This is a genomic window from Pseudomonas sp. GW821-FHT09C10 (assembly GCF_059418085.1).
Genome location: NZ_JBWKPE010000009.1, coordinates 142,551 through 159,533, shown reverse-complemented (window position 1 = coordinate 159,533; position 16,983 = coordinate 142,551). Strand labels below are relative to the sequence as shown.

The 16,983-nt window shown below is 64.6% G+C and carries 16 protein-coding genes; 8 read left to right on the top strand and 8 right to left on the bottom strand.

All coding sequences use genetic code 11. From position 1 onward, the window contains the following. Positions 1-76: 76 nt before the first annotated feature. The 6 genes from AC07OT_RS18430 to AC07OT_RS18405 all read right to left on the bottom strand — a co-directional run bounded on the left by AC07OT_RS18430 (position 77) and on the right by AC07OT_RS18405 (position 5,101). Positions 77-742 (bottom strand): response regulator transcription factor, encoded by a 666-nt coding sequence (locus AC07OT_RS18430; RefSeq protein WP_032889994.1) that lies wholly within the window; start codon positions 740-742, stop codon positions 77-79. Between the two features lie 15 nt (positions 743-757). Continuing rightward, positions 758-1,306, bottom strand: a complete 549-nt coding sequence (locus AC07OT_RS18425) for a PQQ-dependent catabolism-associated CXXCW motif protein (protein WP_495108703.1) — start codon at positions 1,304-1,306, stop codon at positions 758-760. 107 nt (positions 1,307-1,413) lie between these two features. Next, entirely contained in the window at positions 1,414-2,205 is a 792-nt protein-coding gene (locus AC07OT_RS18420) for an ABC transporter permease (RefSeq protein WP_495108702.1), read from the bottom strand. Beyond that, positions 2,202-2,942 carry an ABC transporter ATP-binding protein gene (locus AC07OT_RS18415; RefSeq protein ID WP_495108701.1) on the bottom strand — a complete coding sequence of 247 codons (741 nt, stop codon included), beginning with the start codon at positions 2,940-2,942 and terminating at the stop codon, positions 2,202-2,204. Before AC07OT_RS18415 ends, AC07OT_RS18420 begins: the two co-directional genes overlap by 4 nt. Next, a complete protein-coding gene (locus AC07OT_RS18410) occupies positions 2,939-3,898 on the bottom strand; it encodes a YVTN family beta-propeller repeat protein (protein WP_027606199.1) in 960 nt (319 codons plus the stop codon). Before AC07OT_RS18410 ends, AC07OT_RS18415 begins: the two co-directional genes overlap by 4 nt. Before the next feature lie 30 nt (positions 3,899-3,928). Beyond that, entirely contained in the window at positions 3,929-5,101 is a 1,173-nt protein-coding gene (locus tag AC07OT_RS18405; protein ID WP_495108700.1) for an ABC transporter substrate-binding protein, read from the bottom strand. Positions 5,102-5,269: 168 nt separating this feature from the next. Here AC07OT_RS18405 and AC07OT_RS18400 point away from each other — a divergent pair, with 168 nt between their 5' ends. Further along, positions 5,270-6,532, top strand: a complete 1,263-nt coding sequence (locus AC07OT_RS18400) for a sensor histidine kinase (RefSeq protein WP_495108768.1) — start codon at positions 5,270-5,272, stop codon at positions 6,530-6,532. Further along, positions 6,529-7,155: a response regulator transcription factor gene (locus AC07OT_RS18395; protein WP_065948415.1), complete on the top strand. Its 627-nt coding sequence runs from the start codon at positions 6,529-6,531 to the stop codon at positions 7,153-7,155. The genes AC07OT_RS18400 and AC07OT_RS18395 overlap by 4 nt, the downstream gene beginning before the upstream one ends. A 35-nt stretch (positions 7,156-7,190) precedes the next feature. Here the strand turns inward: AC07OT_RS18395 and AC07OT_RS18390 are convergent, their stop codons facing one another. Together AC07OT_RS18390 and exaA are read right to left on the bottom strand one after the other, a co-directional pair. Further along, positions 7,191-7,838 (bottom strand): pentapeptide repeat-containing protein, encoded by a 648-nt coding sequence (locus AC07OT_RS18390; protein ID WP_495108699.1) that lies wholly within the window; start codon positions 7,836-7,838, stop codon positions 7,191-7,193. 223 nt (positions 7,839-8,061) lie between these two features. After that, complete coding sequence (exaA, locus tag AC07OT_RS18385) at positions 8,062-9,954, bottom strand: quinoprotein ethanol dehydrogenase (protein ID WP_495108698.1); 1,893 nt, start codon at positions 9,952-9,954, stop codon at positions 8,062-8,064. A gap of 255 nt (positions 9,955-10,209) precedes the next feature. Between exaA and pedF the strand changes: the two genes are divergently transcribed. From pedF to exaC, 6 genes are all read left to right on the top strand, one after another. Then, a complete protein-coding gene (gene pedF / locus AC07OT_RS18380; RefSeq protein ID WP_027606205.1) occupies positions 10,210-10,671 on the top strand; it encodes a cytochrome c-550 PedF in 462 nt (153 codons plus the stop codon). A 3-nt stretch (positions 10,672-10,674) separates the two neighbouring features. Further along, positions 10,675-11,550 carry a substrate-binding periplasmic protein gene (locus AC07OT_RS18375; protein WP_495108697.1) on the top strand — a complete coding sequence of 292 codons (876 nt, stop codon included), beginning with the start codon at positions 10,675-10,677 and terminating at the stop codon, positions 11,548-11,550. Positions 11,551-11,559: 9 nt separating this feature from the next. Beyond that, on the top strand, positions 11,560-12,309 hold the full coding sequence (locus AC07OT_RS18370) for a quinoprotein dehydrogenase-associated SoxYZ-like carrier (RefSeq protein WP_408014012.1): 750 nt from the start codon (positions 11,560-11,562) through the stop codon (positions 12,307-12,309). Between the two features lie 16 nt (positions 12,310-12,325). Continuing rightward, positions 12,326-13,258 (top strand): quinoprotein relay system zinc metallohydrolase 1, encoded by a 933-nt coding sequence (locus AC07OT_RS18365; RefSeq protein WP_495108696.1) that lies wholly within the window; start codon positions 12,326-12,328, stop codon positions 13,256-13,258. A 126-nt stretch (positions 13,259-13,384) separates the two neighbouring features. Then, complete coding sequence (locus AC07OT_RS18360) at positions 13,385-15,160, top strand: PQQ-dependent methanol/ethanol family dehydrogenase (protein WP_495101749.1); 1,776 nt, start codon at positions 13,385-13,387, stop codon at positions 15,158-15,160. A gap of 121 nt (positions 15,161-15,281) precedes the next feature. Continuing rightward, positions 15,282-16,802, top strand: coding sequence for an acetaldehyde dehydrogenase ExaC (gene exaC / locus AC07OT_RS18355; protein WP_495108695.1), 1,521 nt, complete (start codon positions 15,282-15,284; stop codon positions 16,800-16,802). The last annotated feature ends 181 nt before the right edge of the window (positions 16,803-16,983 follow it).

Sequence of the window (16,983 nt, the reverse complement as noted above, 5' to 3'; positions counted from 1 at the left end):
GACATCATAACTGTCTGATGCACCGCCATCGGGGGCAAGCCCCCTCCCACATTTTATTTGTGTTGTGTCAGACGGGTCAGCGGCGCAGGTACGAACCGAAATCGATATCCCCGGCACTGAGGATCGCCTGCACCCGGTTATGCACATTCAACTTGCGCAGAATCGCCGACACATGGGCCTTCACCGTGGTCTCGGCAATTTCCAGGGTGTAGGCGATCTGCTTGTTCGACTCGCCCTTGGTCATGCGCTCCAGCACCAGCAACTGCTTGCGCGTCAGGGCTTGCAGCAGCTCGGGGGCGAAGCCGGGGTTTTCGTTGAGGCGTCGGTGGGTGCCGGGTTTCTGGGTGCGGATGATGTCCGGCGGCAGGTATACGTTGCCGTTGAGAATCTGCTGGATCGCCTCGGTCATTTGCAGGCGCGGCGAGGACTTGGTGATAAAGCCCACGGCGCCGTAGGTGATGGCTTGCAGCACGATCTGCTTGTCCTGTTCGGCCGAGACGATCACCACCGGAATGGTCGGCGCCTCGTTGCGCAGGTTGATCAGGCCATTGAGGCCATGCATGCCGGGCATGTTCAGGTCGAGCAGGATCAGGTCGAGGTCGTCGTGTTCCTGGGTCAATGCCAGGGCGCTGTCGAGGTCGGCGGTTTCCATCACTTCGCTGCCGGGGAAGCCGTCGCTGATGACGTTATGGATCGCTTCGCGAAACAGTGGGTGATCGTCGGCAATCAGGATTTTGTACATGGCCGTTCACCTTTCTTATTGTGAGGTTTGAAATGGCTCGGGTTGGGCGACCGTCACCGGCAGCTTCGCCGCTTCCCAGGCATCCAGGCCGTCGCGATACCAGTACACAGAGGTATAGCCGAGATTGGCGGCACGTTTTACCGCGTTCCAACTCAGCCAGCAATCGGCGCGGCAGTAGAAGACCAGCGGTCGCTTGAGGTCGCCGCCGCTGTAGGCATACAAGTGGCGCACGAAATAGCTTTGCCACTCCGGCGTCAGGTCGCCGTCGCCGGTATTGGCCAGCCAATGGCTGCCGGGCAGGTTGGCGTGGGGCTGGTCTTCGATGAAGCGGCCTTGCAGCCATTGGCGGCGGTACACGTCGATCAGCACTGGTGTCGGGCTTTGATTGAGCAGGGTTTGCAGGGCCGCGGTGTCGACAATCGTGGCGCCTGGCAGGTGGTCGGGCGTGGGGCTGCGGTACAGGCTGATGCGGTAGCCCTCGGCGGAAAACAGCGGGGTGTCGGCCTGGACGTGGGCGACGAACAGGCACAGCAGCGCCAATAGAGGCAGTCGGGCAGGCAGCATGGCAGGGCAATCCTTATCGTTATGCGCGCATTACACGTGAGTCCCGAGCCCTTGGGAATGCGACGATAGACAGGAAAACCAGTACCAAAGTAGTAGTTTTGCCGCCCTCAGCCCTTTTTGCGCAACGCCGCATGCTGGGGATTGAAGGTCAGCACCGCCAACACCGTGAACAGCACGGTCAAGCCCAGGCACACCGCTAGGGCCAGGCCGGCGAAGCGTTGGTACAGGGCAAAGCGCACCAGCTCCACGGCGTGGGTAAACGGGTTGACCGCGCACAGCCAGTACAGCCATTCACTGGAGTCGCGCATCTTCCACAGCGGGTACAACGCCGACGACAGGAAAAACAGCGGGAAGATCACGAAGTTCATCACCCCGGCAAAGTTCTCCAGTTGGCGGATCGCGTTCGACAGCAGCAGGCCCAGGGCACTCAACATCAAGGCCACCAGCAGCAACGCCGGCAGGGCGATCAACAGCCCCATGGCCGGCGGTTGCACGCCGTACACCCAGGCGATCGCCAGGAACCCATACACCTGTAACAGCGAAATCAGCGCGGTGGCCAACAGCTTGCTGCACAGCAAAAACGTGCGCGGCAACGGGCTGGTCAGCAGCACGCGCATGCTGCCCATCTCGCGGTCGTAGACCATCGACAGCGAGCCCTGCATGCCGTTGAACAGCAGGATCATGCAGGCCAGCCCCGGGACGATGTACACCTCGTAGGGGATGTAGGTGTCGTAGGGCTCGATTACCGAGATGCCCAACGCGGCGCGGAACCCGGCGGCGAACACCAGCAGCCACAGTAATGGGCGCACCAGCGCACTGAGAAACCGCGTGCGCTGCAACACAAAGCGCAGCCACTCGCGCAGCACGATGCCGCGCAGGCATTGCCAGTAAGCGTTCATGCCGCCGCTCCCGTCGTGGTGGGGCGAGTCAAGCGCGCGAACACGCTGCCCAGATCGCCGCCTTGTTGCTCGATCAAGGCAGCGACTTGCCCACTGGCCACCAGGCGGCCCTGGTGCAGGATCATCAAGGCATCGTCGGCCTGTACTTCGTCGAGCAGGTGGGTGGTCCACAGCACGCTGATGCCCTGTTCGCGGCACAGGCTGCGCACGTGCTGGTTCAGCGCCAGGCGGCTGGCCGGGTCGAGGCCGACGCTGGCTTCATCCAACAGCAGCAGGCGCGGCTCATGCAGCAACGCCCGGGCGATTTCCACGCGGCGCCGATGTCCGCCGTTCAGTTCGCGGACTTTTTCCCGGCGCCGTTCGGTGAGGGCCTGGCGGGCCAGTTCGGCGGCGACGCGCAGGTCGGTCTGGCGCCGCGACAAACCATGCAACGCAGCGTGGTAACACAGGTTCTGTTCCACGCTCAAATCCAGGTCCAGGGTGCTTTGCTGGAACACCACACCCAATTGCGCAAGGGCCGCACGCGGAGCCTCACGCAGGGAATGACCGCCCACGCGAATGTCGCCGCTTTGCAGGTCATACAGCCGCGTGAGCAGGGCGATCAAGGTGGATTTGCCGGCGCCATTGGGCCCCAGCAGCGCCGCAAAACGCCCTGGCGCCAGGCTGAAACTCACCTCGCACAAGGCCTGCCGTGCGCCGTAGGCGAAGCTCAGGTCGCGCACCTCCAGGGCGTTCATGGCGTGACCACCACGCCCCACGGATAACGCCCGACCTTCACCGACTTGATCACCTTGAGACTGTCCACATCGATCACCGACACATCACCGCTCACGCCGTTGGTGGCCAGCAACTGTTTCTCGTCCGGGGTAAATGCCATCTGCCACACGCGGCGGCCCACCAACAGGTAGTCGAGGACCTCGAAGGTCTTGGCGTCGATCACGGCCACATGGTTGGCCGGGCCGAGGGCGACAAAGCCGTACTTGCCATCGGCGCTGAGCTTGATGCCGACCGGCTGCACCTTATCCGGATGTACGCCCTTGATCTTGAAGGTCAGGGTCTTGAGGATTGCGCGGCTGGCCACGTCGAGGATGGTCACGGTACCGCCGATTTCCGCCGAGGCCCACAGCTGCGAGCCATCGTGGTTGAACTCGACGAAGCGCGGGCGCTGGTCCACCAGGGTGCTGTCGGCCAGGGTCTGGGTGCTGGTGTCGATCCAGTGCAGCATGTTGGTGGTTTCGCTGGTGTTCACCGCCCACTTGCCATCCGGGCTCACGGCCATGCCTTCGGGTTCGACGCCGACGTTGATCTGGCCGAGCACCTTGGAGGTCTCGGTGTCGATCACGGTGACCAGCGCATCGTCTTCGTTGGACACGTACAGCCAGCGGTTATTGGGGTGCAGGGCGAATTGCTCGGGGTCTTTGCCGGAGGGCAGTTCCTTGATGATCCTGCGCGTGGCCACGTCCATCACCTGCACGCGGTCCGAGTCGCTGGCGCAGATGTACAGCAGCTTGTTGTCATGGGACAGCAGCAGGCCCCGTGGGCGCTGGCCGACCTTGAGGGTGTCGGTGACTTGCAGGGTCTGCATGTCGATCAGGCTCAGGCTGTTGTCCTTCTCGTTGGAGACCCAGGCGGTACTGGCCACGGCGTGCCCGGCGGCAAGCAGCAGGGCGCATGGGAGCAGGGTGCGGCGCATGGCGGATTCCTTATTATTGTGGGTAGTTGATCAAGGGAAGCGGCAGGTCACCTCGGGTTTGTCATAGCCCAGGCTGTCCATTTCGTTGGTGGGGTGCAGGAAACCGTCCTGGGGCGAGGTGCTGACCAGCGCGCGGGGCTGCACGATGGGAATCGGCTGGCGCAGTTGGCCGTTCCAGGGGCGGTAGCTGAGCTTGCGGCCCTTGAACCCGTCCAGGGGCAGTTGCTCGCTGATTTCCACTTGGCGGATCGCCATGGGCTCGACCTGGCGCAACTTGCTCACTGCACTGGCGACGCTGCGCACGGCCATCCAGGCGGCGAAGTCACGGTCGTTCATCCAACGCCCGGCCAGGGCCTCGAAGCGTTTCTGCAATTGGGCGGCGCCGTAGGTCTCGACGGTTTTGTGCCAGCCGGTGGGCGTCAGGCCCTGGGTGCCGGCGACGGGGCGCGGGTACCAGGTCTGGTAGGGCACGTACTCGCCGAAGTCGCCGCGCTCGTCGGCCACCAGCACCACGTCGTATTCGGCGGTCTGGGTGAACAGCGGCATATCCGCCTGGGCGCTGCGGCGCTGGTCGTTATCGAAGCGCCAGGCCTTTTCCGCCACCAGCTGCACGCCGAAGCGTTTGGCGGCGCGCCGCAGGGCGGCGGCGTAGGCCTGGTCATCCTCGGTGGGGCCGACGATCAGCAGCGCTTTCTGCCATTTGCGCACTACCAGGAACTGCGCCAGGGCATCGGCGAGCATCGCGCGGCTGGGCAGGGTATGCAGCACGTTGCCCAGGCAGTCGCTGCTGCGCAGGCGGTCATCCGGGCTGCCGGCGTTGAACAGCAGGCTGTCCGGCAGGGCTGCGCTGAGTTGGCGCAGGCTGGCGGCGGGTGCGTTGATCACGAACAGGCGCAGGCCCTGGGCATGCTGGGCCTGGGCGGCGGCGAGCAGGGCGTCCGGGGTGTCCACCGTGGCGCTGGTCAGGCTGTAGCGCTGGTTGAGAAAGGCGCCGGTGCTGTTGCTGTCGATGATCGCCAGTTCAGCGCCGCGCTGCCCGGCATCGGCGGGCTCGGCAATCACATTCGACAGCAGCGGGCCCGGATCGGGCCGATAACCCAGGTAGCCGATCTGCACCTGCAAGGGCGCTTCGGCGGCCTGGCCGGTGGCGGCCCAGGCGATCGCCAGCAGGCAGATCACGGCGTAGGGGGCGAGCTGGCGCATAGGGCACTCCATGACAGGTAGCGCCAGCATAGGAACCCTGAACGTCGCTGCAAATATGCAGAAAGTAGCGCTGGGGCAGTACCAAGGTAGTAGCCCCGGGCGTGCCGTGGGGTTTTAGCATGGAGTACCACGGGCTCTATCCACAGGAGTGACACCAGCATGCGCGTCTTGTCGGCCTTGTGGCGCATCAACCTATGGGTGTGCGGCTTTTTCGCCCTGGTGACCTGCGCCTGCACCGCGCTGTTGCTGCACCAGGCCCTGGCCGATGTGGAGCGCGAACTGCAATCGGCCGAAGCGGTGGTGCACTACCTGAGCGAAACCGCCGCGCGCGACCCGGCCAGCCTGCAACCCCACCTCACCGCGAGTTTGCGCCATGTTCGCGTGCACTGGCTGGCGAGCGGCGACACCGTGCAAGCGCCGGACGCGGACGGGCTGGACGCCTGGCTCGGGCGCCTGTTGTTTGCCGAGGCGCGGCGCAGTGCCCAGGTGCTGGACTTGCCGGACGGCCGGCGCGTGTCCATCGCTGTCGACCCACGGGATGAAATCGACGAGGTCTGGGACTCCCTGCAACAACTGCTGGGCCTGTGCGCACTGGCCCTGGCCCTGAGCCTGTTGACCATCCGATGGGCGGTGCGCCGTGGCATGGGCGTGCTGGATGAATTGCTGCGCGCGCTGCAACAGGTGTGCGCCGGCCAGCTCAATGTGCGCCTGGGCAGCCAAGGCGCGCCGGAAGCACGCCAACTGGCGCTGCACTTCAACCGCATGACCGACGCCCTGGAGCAGGCGCGCACCGATAACACCCGGCTTACCCAAACCCTGCTGGCGGTGCAGGAGCAGGAGCGCACCCACCTGGCCCAGACCCTGCACGATGACCTCGGCCAATACCTGGCCGGCATTCGCGCCCAGGCCTGCCTGTTGCGCCTGGCCACCGACCAGCCGCACCTGCTGGCGCCCACGGTGGCGCAACTCGAGGATCACTGCGAGCACTTGCAGCAAGGCTTCCGGGCACTGGTCCACGACCTTTATCCGGTGGCCCTGCAACACCTGCCGATGGCCGAGGCGTTTGCGCTGCTGGTCACCCAGTGGCAGGCCAGCCACGGCATTCCCTGCCACCTGCAGGTCAGCACCGACCTGCCGCTGTTGCCCGGCGCCAGCAAGACCCATCTGTACCGCCTGCTCCAGGAAGCCCTGACCAACATCCTGCGGCATGCCGACGCCAGCCAGGTGCACGTGCGCCTGCAACACCACGGTTCGCGCCTGCGCCTGTGGGTGCGCGATAACGGTCGCGGTGCAGACACGCCCCAGCGGCCCGGCGTGGGCCTGTATTCAATGGCCGAACGCGCCCGTTGCCTGGGCGGCGAATTGAAGATCATCAGCCACCCCGGCGCCGGCTGGGCGTTGGCGTTGAACATGCCGTTGGAGGCCTCATGAATATTCTGTTGGTGGATGACCACGCGGTGGTACGCCAAGGCTATGCCAGCCTGTTGCGTGCGCTGCTGCCGGCCGTTGAAGTGCGCGAGGCGGCCAGTGGCGAAGAGGCGTTGAGCCGGGTCCAGGAAGCGCTGCCGCACCTGGTGATCATGGACTTCGGCCTGCCGGGCATCAGCGGCCTGGAAACCACCCGGCGCCTGCGCCAGCGCCTGCCGCACCTGCGCGTGCTGTTTTTCAGCATGCACGACGAGTTGCCCCTGGTGCGCCAGGCCCTGGAGGCGGGCGCCTCGGGCTACCTGACCAAAACCTCGGCACCCGAGGTGTTGATCGAAGCGGTGCGTCGCATCCTAGACGGCCACGCCTATATCGAACAGGCCCTGGCCACTGAACTGGCCTATACGCCCGGTGACCAACGTTTGCAGGGCATGACCCCGCGCGAGCTGGAAATCTTCCTGATGCTGGCCAGGGGCACGCCGACCCGAGCGATTGCCGACCAGCTGAATATCAGCAGCAAGACCGTGTCCAATCACCTGACCTTGCTCAAGAGCAAATTGCAGGTGAGTTCCCATGCCGAGCTGGTGCACCTGGGGATCGACATGGGCGTGGTGCGGGTGGTTGGATAACCGGGTGTGCGCACATCCACTGTGGGAGGTGGGGGCTAGCGATCCCAGGTGGTGGGGCAGTCGATGCAGCCTTCCATATTGGCATCCTGGAAGTTCGCGTAGTGCTGGCGGCTGCCGGTGAGGGTGGCCTGTTCCAGGTTGCTCTCGCCGAACTTGGCTTCCTGCAGGTTGGCATCGCTGAGGTCGGCCCCTTGCAGGTCGGCCTTGCTCAACCAGGTCATTTCCAGGTCGGCCGCACGCAGGTTGGCCTTGTGCATTTTCGCCCCCGACAGCCGCGCAAATTGCAGGTAGGCCGCGCTGAGGTTGGCGTTTTCGAACTGCGCACCCTGGGCGAACAGGCCCCAACCCTGGATCGCCATCAACGTGGAGCCGCTGAAGTCGGCCAGGCGCAGGTTGGCCTGTTGCAGGCTGGCGCGGGTCAGGTTGGCGCCTTGCAGTCGGGCTTTTTCCAGGTTGGCCAGGTCGAGGTTGGCATGGCGCAGATCCGCCTCGCGCAGGTCGGCGCCGGCCAGGTTCATCTTGCTCAAGTCCTGGTTGCGCAGGTTGGCGCCCTTGAGGTTGGCGCCGGGGCATTGGCTGTGTTCGGCGATGGTGCAGCCGTTGATGATCAGCGGCGCATCGTCGCCATCCTCGGCGTGGACCACGGGCAGGCAGAGCAGGAGTAACAAGGGCAGGTAGTTCATCGTACGACCTCTGGGGATCCTGTGGTGAGCGGGCTTGCTGTGGTGAGGGGCTTGCTGTGGTGAGCGGGCTTGTTGTGGTGAGCGGGCTTGCCCCGCGCTCGGCTGCGCAGCAGCCGTAGAACCTGAGCGCACGGAGGTGCTGGAGGAATGCCGGGGCCGCTTCGCAGCCCAGCGCGGGGCAAGCCCGCTCACTACAAAAAGCGGTCCGGCATTCTCGCGGGGGTTATTTTTGCGCGGTATTCTGATCCCAGCTCGGGATCTTGAACACCCAGAACGACCCGCCTTGTGCCACCGGCTTGGTCAGCTCGGCCATGTCGCCGCCCCACAATGGCACCGCGCCGCCGTAGCCGACGGTGACGCCGACATACTGCTCGCCATCCTGTTCCCAGGTGATCGGCGGCGAGACGATGCCGCTGCCGGTCTGGAACTTCCACAGCTCCTTGCCGGTTTTCGCGTCGAAGGCCTTGAAGAAACCGTCGCCGGTACCGGTAAACACCAGGTTGCCCTTGGTCGCCAGCACGCCGGCCCACAGCGGCAAGGCTTCCTTGTGCTCCCACACCACCTTGCCGGTGGTCGGGTTCATTGCGCGCAGGGTGCCGACGTGGTCGTCATACATGCGCTTGATGCGAAAACCCATGCCCAGGTACGCCGAGCCCTTCTTGTAGTTGACCTCTTCGGTCCAGTATTCCTCTTTCCACTGGTTGCCCGGGATGTAGAACAGGCCGGTGTCCTGGCTGTAGGCCATGGGGTTCCAGTTCTTGCCCCCCAGGAACGGCGGCGAGACTTCCACCGGCTTGCCTTTGGTTTCACCCGGCAAGGGCTTGGCCGGACGCTGGCCTTCGTTCTCCACCGGACGCCCGGTCTTCAGGTCGATATGGCTGGCCCAGGTGATGTTGTCGACGAACGGGAAGGCGTTCTGCAGCTTGCCGTTGTTGCGGTCCACCACATAGAAAAAGCCGTTGCGGTCAGCGTGGCCGGTGGCCTTGACCACCTTGCCGTCCTTGTCCTTGTAGTCGAACAGCACCAGCTCGTTGTTGCCGGAAAAGTCCCAGGCATCGTTCGGGGTGTGCTGGTAGAACCACTTCACTTCGCCGGTGCTCGGGTCGACGCCGACCTGGCCGGAGGTGTAGAGGCTGTCGAAGTCGTGGGGGTTGCCGTCCTTGGCGGTGCGCGCCCAGGTGTTCCACGGGCCGGGGTTGCCGGCGCCGACGATGATCGTGTTGGTCTCGGCATCGAAGCTCGCGCTCTGCCAAGGGGCGCCGCCGCCGTGGCTCCAGGCCTCGACCTTGCCGGTTGCGGTGGTCGGGTCATCCGGCCACGAAGGCGCCTTGACGTCGCCGGTGGTGGTGCTGTCCTTGCCGTTGAGGCGGCCCATATGGCCTTCCACGAACGGGCGCATCCACACTTCTTCACCGGTGTCCGGGTCGCGGGCAAACAGCTGGCCGACCACGCCGAACTCATCGCCGGAGCTGCCGTGGATCAGTAGCACCTTGCCGCTGACCTTGTCTTTGATCAGCACCGGCGCGCCGGTCATGGTGTAGCCGGCGGCGTGGTCGCCGAACTTCTTGTTCCACACCACTTTGCCGGTGTTTTTGTCGAGGGCGATCAGGCGTGCGTCGAGGGTGCCGAAGTAGATCTTGTCGCCGAAGATCGCCGCACCGCGGTTGACCACGTCGCAGCATGGGCGAATGTTGTCGGGCAGGCGGTGGTTGTAGGTCCACAGGCGCTTGCCGGTCTTGGCGTCGAGGGCGAACACCCGGGAATAGGAGCCGGTGACGTAGACCACGCCATCGCTGACGATGGCCTGGGATTCCTGGCCGCGTTGCTTCTCATCGCCAAAGGAATAGGACCAGGCCGGGGTGAGCTTGAACACGTTCTTGTCGTTGACCTGGGCCAGCGGGCTCCAGCGCTGGGCGTTGGTGCCCATGCCGTATTGCAGCACGTCCTGGGTGGTCAGGTGGTCGTTGGCGATGTCTTCCCAGGTGACATTGTGCGTCGGCTTGGCGGGTTCGGCGGCCGCGAACGTTACGGCACTGAGGGACAGGCTGCCCACCAGCACGAAGGCTTGCACGGCAAGGCTTAAAGGTGAGCGGGCGGGTAGCGATCTTATTGTCATGGTTGCAGTTCCCAGTGGAGGTTTTGGCCTGCACAGGGTGGAACGCCGGGGCGCCGGGCGGATACGGAAAAACTCCCGCTGTGGCCGGGAAGACTTCCCGAGGCGCCGCTGTTTTAGGCGTGCCCCACAAGCCCTACTACCAAGGGAGGAGAGGGCGGCCACCAAAGCAGCATACGGCCCATGCCCCGGGGTTTCTAAGATGGTTGCCATAGCCTCTGCAATGAGGTTTTGCGTGCAATCCTGAGGGCAAAAATAATGACAACAAAACACAATGCCTTGCTCGTCGCCGGGCTGTTGGTCGGTGTGATCGCCGGGGGCTCCGCCTGGGCCCATGGCAACGTGGTCCCGCAAGCGGTGGAAACCAAGGGCCTGACCTCGATCAAGGACGCCGGCGTACCGGTCAACGAAGACGGCTGGGCGGCGGTCAATCCGTACCGCACCTCGCCTGAACACGACCGCGCCGTGGAAATCGGCTCGTCCGCCTACAACCAGAACTGCGCCGCCTGCCACGGCCTGGAAGCCAAGTCCGGCGGCATCGCCCCCGACCTGCGCATGCTCGATGTGGGCGAAGCCGGTGATGAGTGGTTCGTCGAGCGCGTGCGCCATGGCGCGGTGCGTGACGGCCGCGTGTACATGCCGAAAATGGCCGACTACCTGAGCCAGGAAGCCTTGTGGGCCGTGCGCACCTACCTGGACAGCGTGCACGTCGAGGAGTAAGCCATGCGCCTGTTCGCTTATGTGCTTGGCCTGGCCCTGCTGTGTTGCCAGCCGGCACAGGCGCAGGTGCGCAGCTATGACCAGATGATCGCCGCCGGCGAAATCAACGTGGCGGTGTACAAGGACTTTGCCCCCTACAGTTTCGAAGACGGCGCCACCGCGCGCGGGGTCGACGTGGAACTGGCCCGGGCCCTGGCCACGGCCCTGGGGGTACGGCTCAAGTTGATCTGGGCGCCGGCCGGCGAGAAGCTCGACGACGACCTGCGCGACTACATCTGGCGCGGCAGCCCGTTGCACAACCAGCAACTGGCCGACCTGATGATGCGCGCGCCCTACGACCGCGATTACGCACAAAAGCGCAACGACCAGGGCGAACTGGAAAACGGCCATGTGGTGATGTTCGGGCCGTACCAGAACGAACAATGGCAGGTGGCCTACGATCGTCGGCGCCTGGACACGGTCGCCAGCGTGGCGGTGTTCGAGCAGCACCCGATTGGCGTCGAAGTCGACAGTGTGCCGTCGTTCTACCTCACCTCGGTGTTCAACGGCATGCTCGCCGCCAGGACCCATCACTACCCCGACGTCCCCCAGGCCTTTGCGGCGATGAAAGCCGGTGAGGTCGATGCGGTGATGGCGATGCGCGGCGAAGTCGATTGGCAGGTGCACGAGGCCCATGACCCGCAACTGGCCCTCGCCGAAAACGCCTACCCGAACATGGGCAAGCAACGCTGGGAGATCGGCATGGCGGTGCACGAGAGCAATCGCCAGTTGGCCTACGCGGTGGAAGAGGCGCTGGAAGGCCTGATCCGCGACGGCGCGGTGCAAGCCATCTATGCCCGTTACGGCCTGCAGTACGAAGTGCCCGAGATGTATCAATAGGAGCAGGCGATGAACTGGCGACTGAGCTGCATCCTGGCCTGCTGGCTGCCGCTGGCGGCGCACGCCGTGGAGGTCGACCCGGTGCCGTCGGTGATGTGGGACTTCTATCACAAGCAGTTCCTGGCGCAGGCGCCGTTCGTGTTCGACGACCGAGTCAAGCTGCTCGCGCCGCCGTTCGCCGAAGATGCGCGCCAGGTGCCCCTGGAAATCGATGCGCGCGCCTTTAACGGCCATGTGGTGAAAATCCTGGCCTGGGCCGAGCTCAACCCATTGCCGAAAATCGTCGACTTCCAGCCCAAGGCCGGGGTGCTGCCATGGCTGTCGCTGCGGATTCGTATCGAGCAGGCCACCCCGTTGCGGGCGGCGGTGCTCACCGATGACGGCTTGTGGCACGTGGGCTCGACCCTGATCGACGCGGCCGGTGGCGGCTGCACCGCGCCCAGCGTGGTACGCACCCAGCCGGGCTGGGAAGAGCACATCGGCGAAGTGCTCGGCGGCCGTTACCCGCGTGGCGAGTTCAGCCGCGTGCGTGTGCAGGTGGCGCACCCGATGGACAACGGCATGGTCAGCGGCATCCCCGAGTTTTTTATCAACCATGCGCAACTGCGCGGCCAGGACGGCCAGGTGCTGGCTGATCTTGAGCTGTTCCCGGCGGTCAGCGAGAACCCCAACCTGGCCTTCGACATCGACGCGCCGGGGCCCACCCGCCTGGTGCTGCGCGACAACAGCGGCAATGAGTTCGACGCGGCCATCCCCTGACCAGAAGGAGCGCGGCATGCGCTGGATTCTATTGTTATGCCTGGGCCTGAGCCTGCCCGCCCTGGCGGACCTCGACTACGCCCTCAAGCCCCGGCTGATCGCCGACGACACCTGGCTGCTCGAAGGCAGCACCGACAATTTTGCCAAGGCCAACGGCGGCAATATCGTCAACACCGCCTTTATCGTCACCGAGGCCGGCGTGGTGGTGATCGACACCGGACCGTCGCGGCGCTACGGCGAAGCCATGCGCGAGGCCATCGCCCGTGTCACCCCCAAGCCGGTGATCCGGGTGCTGATTACCCATCATCACCCCGACCATGCGCTCGGCAACCAGGCCTTCAAGGACGTGCCCATCGGCGCCCTGGCCGAGACCACGCGGCTGCTGCACGAGCAGGGCGACGGCATGGCGGAAAACCTCTACCGCATGGTCGGCGACTGGATGCGCGGCACCGAGGTGGTGTTGCCCACCCAGGTGCTGGAGCCCGGTGTGCTGAGCGTCGGCCGCCATGACCTGCGCCTGCTCGCGCTCAGCGGTCACACCGGCGCCGACCTGGCGATCTTCGACCAGAGCACCGGCGTGCTGTTCGCCGGCGACCTGGTGTTTTACCAGCGCGCCCTCACCACCCCCAACAGCCCGGGGCTGGCGGTGTGGCTGGCGGACCTCGGCACCCTGCAAGCCTTGCCCTGGACCCTGATCGTGCCCGGCCATGGCCCGGTGGCCAGCGACGCGCAACCCTTTACGCAGATGCGCGACTACCTGACCTGGCTCGATCAACTTTTGCGTGACGGCGCGGCCCAGGGCAGCGACATGGCCGAGATGATCCGCAGCCCCATCCCCGCACGCTTCGCGGCGATCAGCCTGAGCCGCTATGAACTGATCCGCAGCGTCAGCCACCTGTACCCGCGGTACGAGCGCGAACAGATGCAACGCGTGGATTCGCCGCGCTGACCCGCTACTAAGGAACTAGCAAACTCGATACTGCGGTCAATTGTGACAACGGCCCCTGCGCCCAAGAATCTGCACCAGACCGGGAAAATTTCCCGGGTATAACAAAAAACCGCAGAGGTAGCCGTCATGACCCAACCCGCACGTCGCCAACCCTTCGCCTTGAGTGTGTTGCTCGGTGCCATCCTGTTATCCGGCCAGGCCATGGCCTCGGTCAGCGATGAGGACATCCTCCAGGACCCGAAAAACCCCGGGCAGATCGTCACCAACGGCCTGGGCGTGCAGGGCCAGCGCTACAGCCCCCTCGACAGCCTGAACGTCGACAACGTCAAGGACCTGCGCCCGGTCTGGGCGTTTTCCTTTGGCGGCGAGAAGCAGCGTGGGCAACAGGCGCAGCCGATGATCAAGGACGGGGTGATGTACCTCACCGGTTCCTACTCGCGGGTGTTCGCGGTGGATGCGCGCACCGGCAAGAAGCTCTGGCAGTACGATGCGCGTCTGCCCGATGACATCCGCCCGTGCTGTGACGTGATCAACCGTGGCGTGGCGCTGTACGGCGACCTGGTGTTCTTCGGCACCCTCGACGCCAAGCTGGTGGCGCTGAACAAAGACACCGGCAAAGTGGTGTGGAGCAAGCAGGTCGCCGACCACAAGGAAGGCTACTCGATCAGCGCCGCGCCCCTGGTGGTCAACGGTAAGCTGATCACCGGCGTGGCCGGTGGCGAATTCGGCGTGGTCGGCAAGATCCAGGCCTATGACCCGAAAAACGGCGAGCTGCTGTGGAGCCGCCCGACGGTCGAAGGTCATATGGGTTATGTCTACAAGGACGGCAAAGCCGTGGAAAACGGCATCTCCGGCGGCGAAGCGGGCAAGACCTGGCCGGGGGACCTGTGGAAAACCGGCGGCGCCGCACCGTGGCTGGGCGGCTACTACGACCCGGAAACCAACCTGCTGCTGTTCGGCACCGGCAACCCGGCGCCATGGAACTCGCACCTGCGTCCCGGCGACAACCTCTACTCGTCCTCGCGCCTGGCGCTGAACCCGGACGACGGCACCATCAAGTGGCACTTCCAGAGCACGCCCCACGACGGCTGGGACTATGACGGCGTCAACGAGCTGATCTCCTTCAACTACACCGAAGGCGGCAAGGAAATCAAAGCGGCAGCCACCGCCGACCGCAACGGCTTCTTCTATGTACTCGACCGCACCAACGGCAAGTTCATCCGTGGCTTCCCGTTTGTCGACAAGATCACCTGGGCCAGCGGCCTGGATAAGGACGGTCGGCCGATCTACAACGAAGCCAGCCGCCCAGGCGCGCCGGGCAGCGAAACCAAGGGCACCTCGGTGTTTGTCGCGCCGGCGTTCCTCGGTGCGAAGAACTGGATGCCGATGGCCTATAACCGCGACACCGGGCTGTTCTATGTGCCGTCCAACGAGTGGGGCATGGACATCTGGAACGAAGGCATCGCCTACAAGAAGGGCGCGGCGTTCCTTGGCGCCGGCTTCACCATCAAGCCGCTGAACGAAGACTACATCGGCGTACTGCGCGCCATCGACCCGAAGACCGGCAAGGAAGTCTGGCGCCACAAGAACTTCGCGCCGCTGTGGGGCGGGGTGCTGACCACCAAGGGCAACCTGGTGTTCACCGGCACGCCGGAAGGCTTCCTGCAGGCGTTCAACGCCAAGACCGGCGAGAAGGTCTGGGAATTCCAGACCGGCTCCGGCGTGCTCGGCTCGCCTGTGACCTGGGAAATGGACGGCGAACAGTACGTCTCGGTGCTCTCCGGCTGGGGCGGCGCCGTGCCGTTGTGGGGCGGTGAAGTGGCCAAGCGCATCAAGGACTTCAACCAGGGCGGCATGCTCTGGACCTTCAAGCTGCCCAAAGAGCTGGTCGCCAAGCACTGAAACTACGACCAAATGACAAGTGCCCCCCTGCCAACGGCGCATTCGCCCGCCAGCGGGGGCTCTTTACTATCGGGTCATCGCCTGTTGACCGACAGGCCCGGACCCAGACAGAGGCTTTAACATGATCTACGCACAACCTGGCACCCCTGGCGCCATCGTCAGCTTCAAGCAGCGCTACGGCAATTACATCGGCGGCGAGTTCGTCGCCCCGCTCAGTGGTGAGTACTTCACCAACACCTCGCCGGTGACCGGTGAAGCGATCGCCGAATTCCCGCGCTCCAACGCCGCCGATATCGACAAGGCCCTTGACGCTGCCCATGCCGCCGCCGACGCCTGGGGCAAGACTTCGCCCCAGGATCGCTCCCTGGTGCTGCTGAAAATCGCCGACCGTATCGAGCAGCACCTCGAAGTGCTGGCCGTGACCGAAAGCTGGGACAACGGCAAGGCCGTGCGCGAAACCCTCAACGCCGACGTGCCCCTGGCTGCCGACCACTTCCGCTACTTCGCCGGCTGCATTCGCGCCCAGGAAGGCGGCGCCGCCGAGATCAACGAACACACCGCGGCGTATCACTTCCATGAGCCATTGGGCGTGGTCGGGCAGATCATTCCGTGGAACTTCCCGCTGCTGATGGCCGCCTGGAAACTCGCCCCGGCCCTGGCCGCCGGCAACTGTATCGTGCTCAAGCCGGCCGAGCAGACGCCGCTGTCGATCATGGTGTTTGCCGAGTTGATCAATGACCTGCTGCCACCGGGCGTGCTGAATATCGTCCAGGGCTTTGGCCGCGAAGCCGGGGAGGCGCTGGCCACCAGCAAGCGCATCGCCAAGATCGCCTTTACCGGCTCGACCCCCATCGGTGCGCACATCATGCATGCGGCCGCCGAGAACCTCATTCCCTCCACCGTGGAACTGGGCGGCAAGTCGCCGAACATCTTCTTCGAAGACATCATGCAGGCTGAGCCTGCGTTCATCGAAAAAGCCGCCGAAGGCCTGGTGCTGGCGTTCTTCAACCAGGGCGAAGTGTGCACCTGCCCGTCGCGGGCGCTGGTGCAGGAGTCGATCTACGACGACTTCATGAAAGTGGTGATGAAGAAGATCGTCAAGATCAAGCGCGGCAACCCGCTGGACACCGAGACCATGGTCGGCGCCCAGGCGTCCGAGCAGCAATACGACAAGATCCTCTCCTACCTCAAGATCGCCCAGGAAGAGGGCGCCGAGCTGCTCACCGGCGGCGCGGCCGAGCGCCTGGAGGGCGACCTGTCCAGCGGTTACTACATCCAGCCGACCCTGCTCAAGGGCCACAACAAGATGCGCGTGTTCCAGGAAGAAATCTTCGGCCCGGTGGTGGGGATCACCACCTTCAAGGACGAAGCTGAAGCCCTGGCGATTGCCAACGACAGCGAATTCGGCCTCGGCGCCGGGCTGTGGACCCGCGACATCAACCGCGCCTACCGCATGGGCCGGGCGATCAAGGCCGGCCGCGTATGGACCAACTGTTATCACCTGTACCCGGCGCATGCGGCGTTTGGCGGCTACAAGAAGTCGGGTGTGGGGCGTGAGAACCACAAGATGATGCTGGATCACTACCAGCAGACCAAGAACCTGTTGGTGAGCTACGACATCAATCCGTTGGGTTTCTTCTAACCCTCTGACTGCAATGCGGTCCCCTGTGGGAGGGGCGGTGCGACGATTCGACTTGCTCCCGATAGCGGTATGTCAGTGGCATAAATGTTAACTGACCCACCGCCATCGGGAGCAAGCCCCCTCCCACATTTTGATCGGCGTACACCCGCTACCAATGCAGGCGCCGCTTCGTTCGAAAGTA

Excerpts from the sequence above, each read along its gene's own strand:
- exaC (WP_495108695.1), top strand. The coding sequence starts at position 15,282 with ATGATCTACGCACAACCTGGCACCCCTGGCGCCATCGTCAGCTTCAAG.
- AC07OT_RS18405 (WP_495108700.1), bottom strand. The coding sequence starts at position 5,101 with ATGCGCCAGCTCGCCCCCTACGCCGTGATCTGCCTGCTGGCGATCGCC.
- AC07OT_RS18370 (WP_408014012.1), top strand. The coding sequence starts at position 11,560 with ATGAACTGGCGACTGAGCTGCATCCTGGCCTGCTGGCTGCCGCTGGCG.
- AC07OT_RS18415 (WP_495108701.1), bottom strand. The coding sequence starts at position 2,942 with ATGAACGCCCTGGAGGTGCGCGACCTGAGCTTCGCCTACGGCGCACGG.
- AC07OT_RS18410 (WP_027606199.1), bottom strand. The coding sequence starts at position 3,898 with ATGCGCCGCACCCTGCTCCCATGCGCCCTGCTGCTTGCCGCCGGGCAC.
- AC07OT_RS18390 (WP_495108699.1), bottom strand. The coding sequence starts at position 7,838 with ATGAACTACCTGCCCTTGTTACTCCTGCTCTGCCTGCCCGTGGTCCAC.
- AC07OT_RS18425 (WP_495108703.1), bottom strand. The coding sequence starts at position 1,306 with ATGCTGCCTGCCCGACTGCCTCTATTGGCGCTGCTGTGCCTGTTCGTC.
- AC07OT_RS18430 (WP_032889994.1), bottom strand. The coding sequence starts at position 742 with ATGTACAAAATCCTGATTGCCGACGATCACCCACTGTTTCGCGAAGCG.
- AC07OT_RS18360 (WP_495101749.1), top strand. The coding sequence starts at position 13,385 with ATGACCCAACCCGCACGTCGCCAACCCTTCGCCTTGAGTGTGTTGCTC.
- AC07OT_RS18420 (WP_495108702.1), bottom strand. The coding sequence starts at position 2,205 with ATGAACGCTTACTGGCAATGCCTGCGCGGCATCGTGCTGCGCGAGTGG.
- AC07OT_RS18375 (WP_495108697.1), top strand. The coding sequence starts at position 10,675 with ATGCGCCTGTTCGCTTATGTGCTTGGCCTGGCCCTGCTGTGTTGCCAG.
- pedF (WP_027606205.1), top strand. The coding sequence starts at position 10,210 with ATGACAACAAAACACAATGCCTTGCTCGTCGCCGGGCTGTTGGTCGGT.
- AC07OT_RS18365 (WP_495108696.1), top strand. The coding sequence starts at position 12,326 with ATGCGCTGGATTCTATTGTTATGCCTGGGCCTGAGCCTGCCCGCCCTG.
- exaA (WP_495108698.1), bottom strand. The coding sequence starts at position 9,954 with ATGACAATAAGATCGCTACCCGCCCGCTCACCTTTAAGCCTTGCCGTG.
- AC07OT_RS18395 (WP_065948415.1), top strand. The coding sequence starts at position 6,529 with ATGAATATTCTGTTGGTGGATGACCACGCGGTGGTACGCCAAGGCTAT.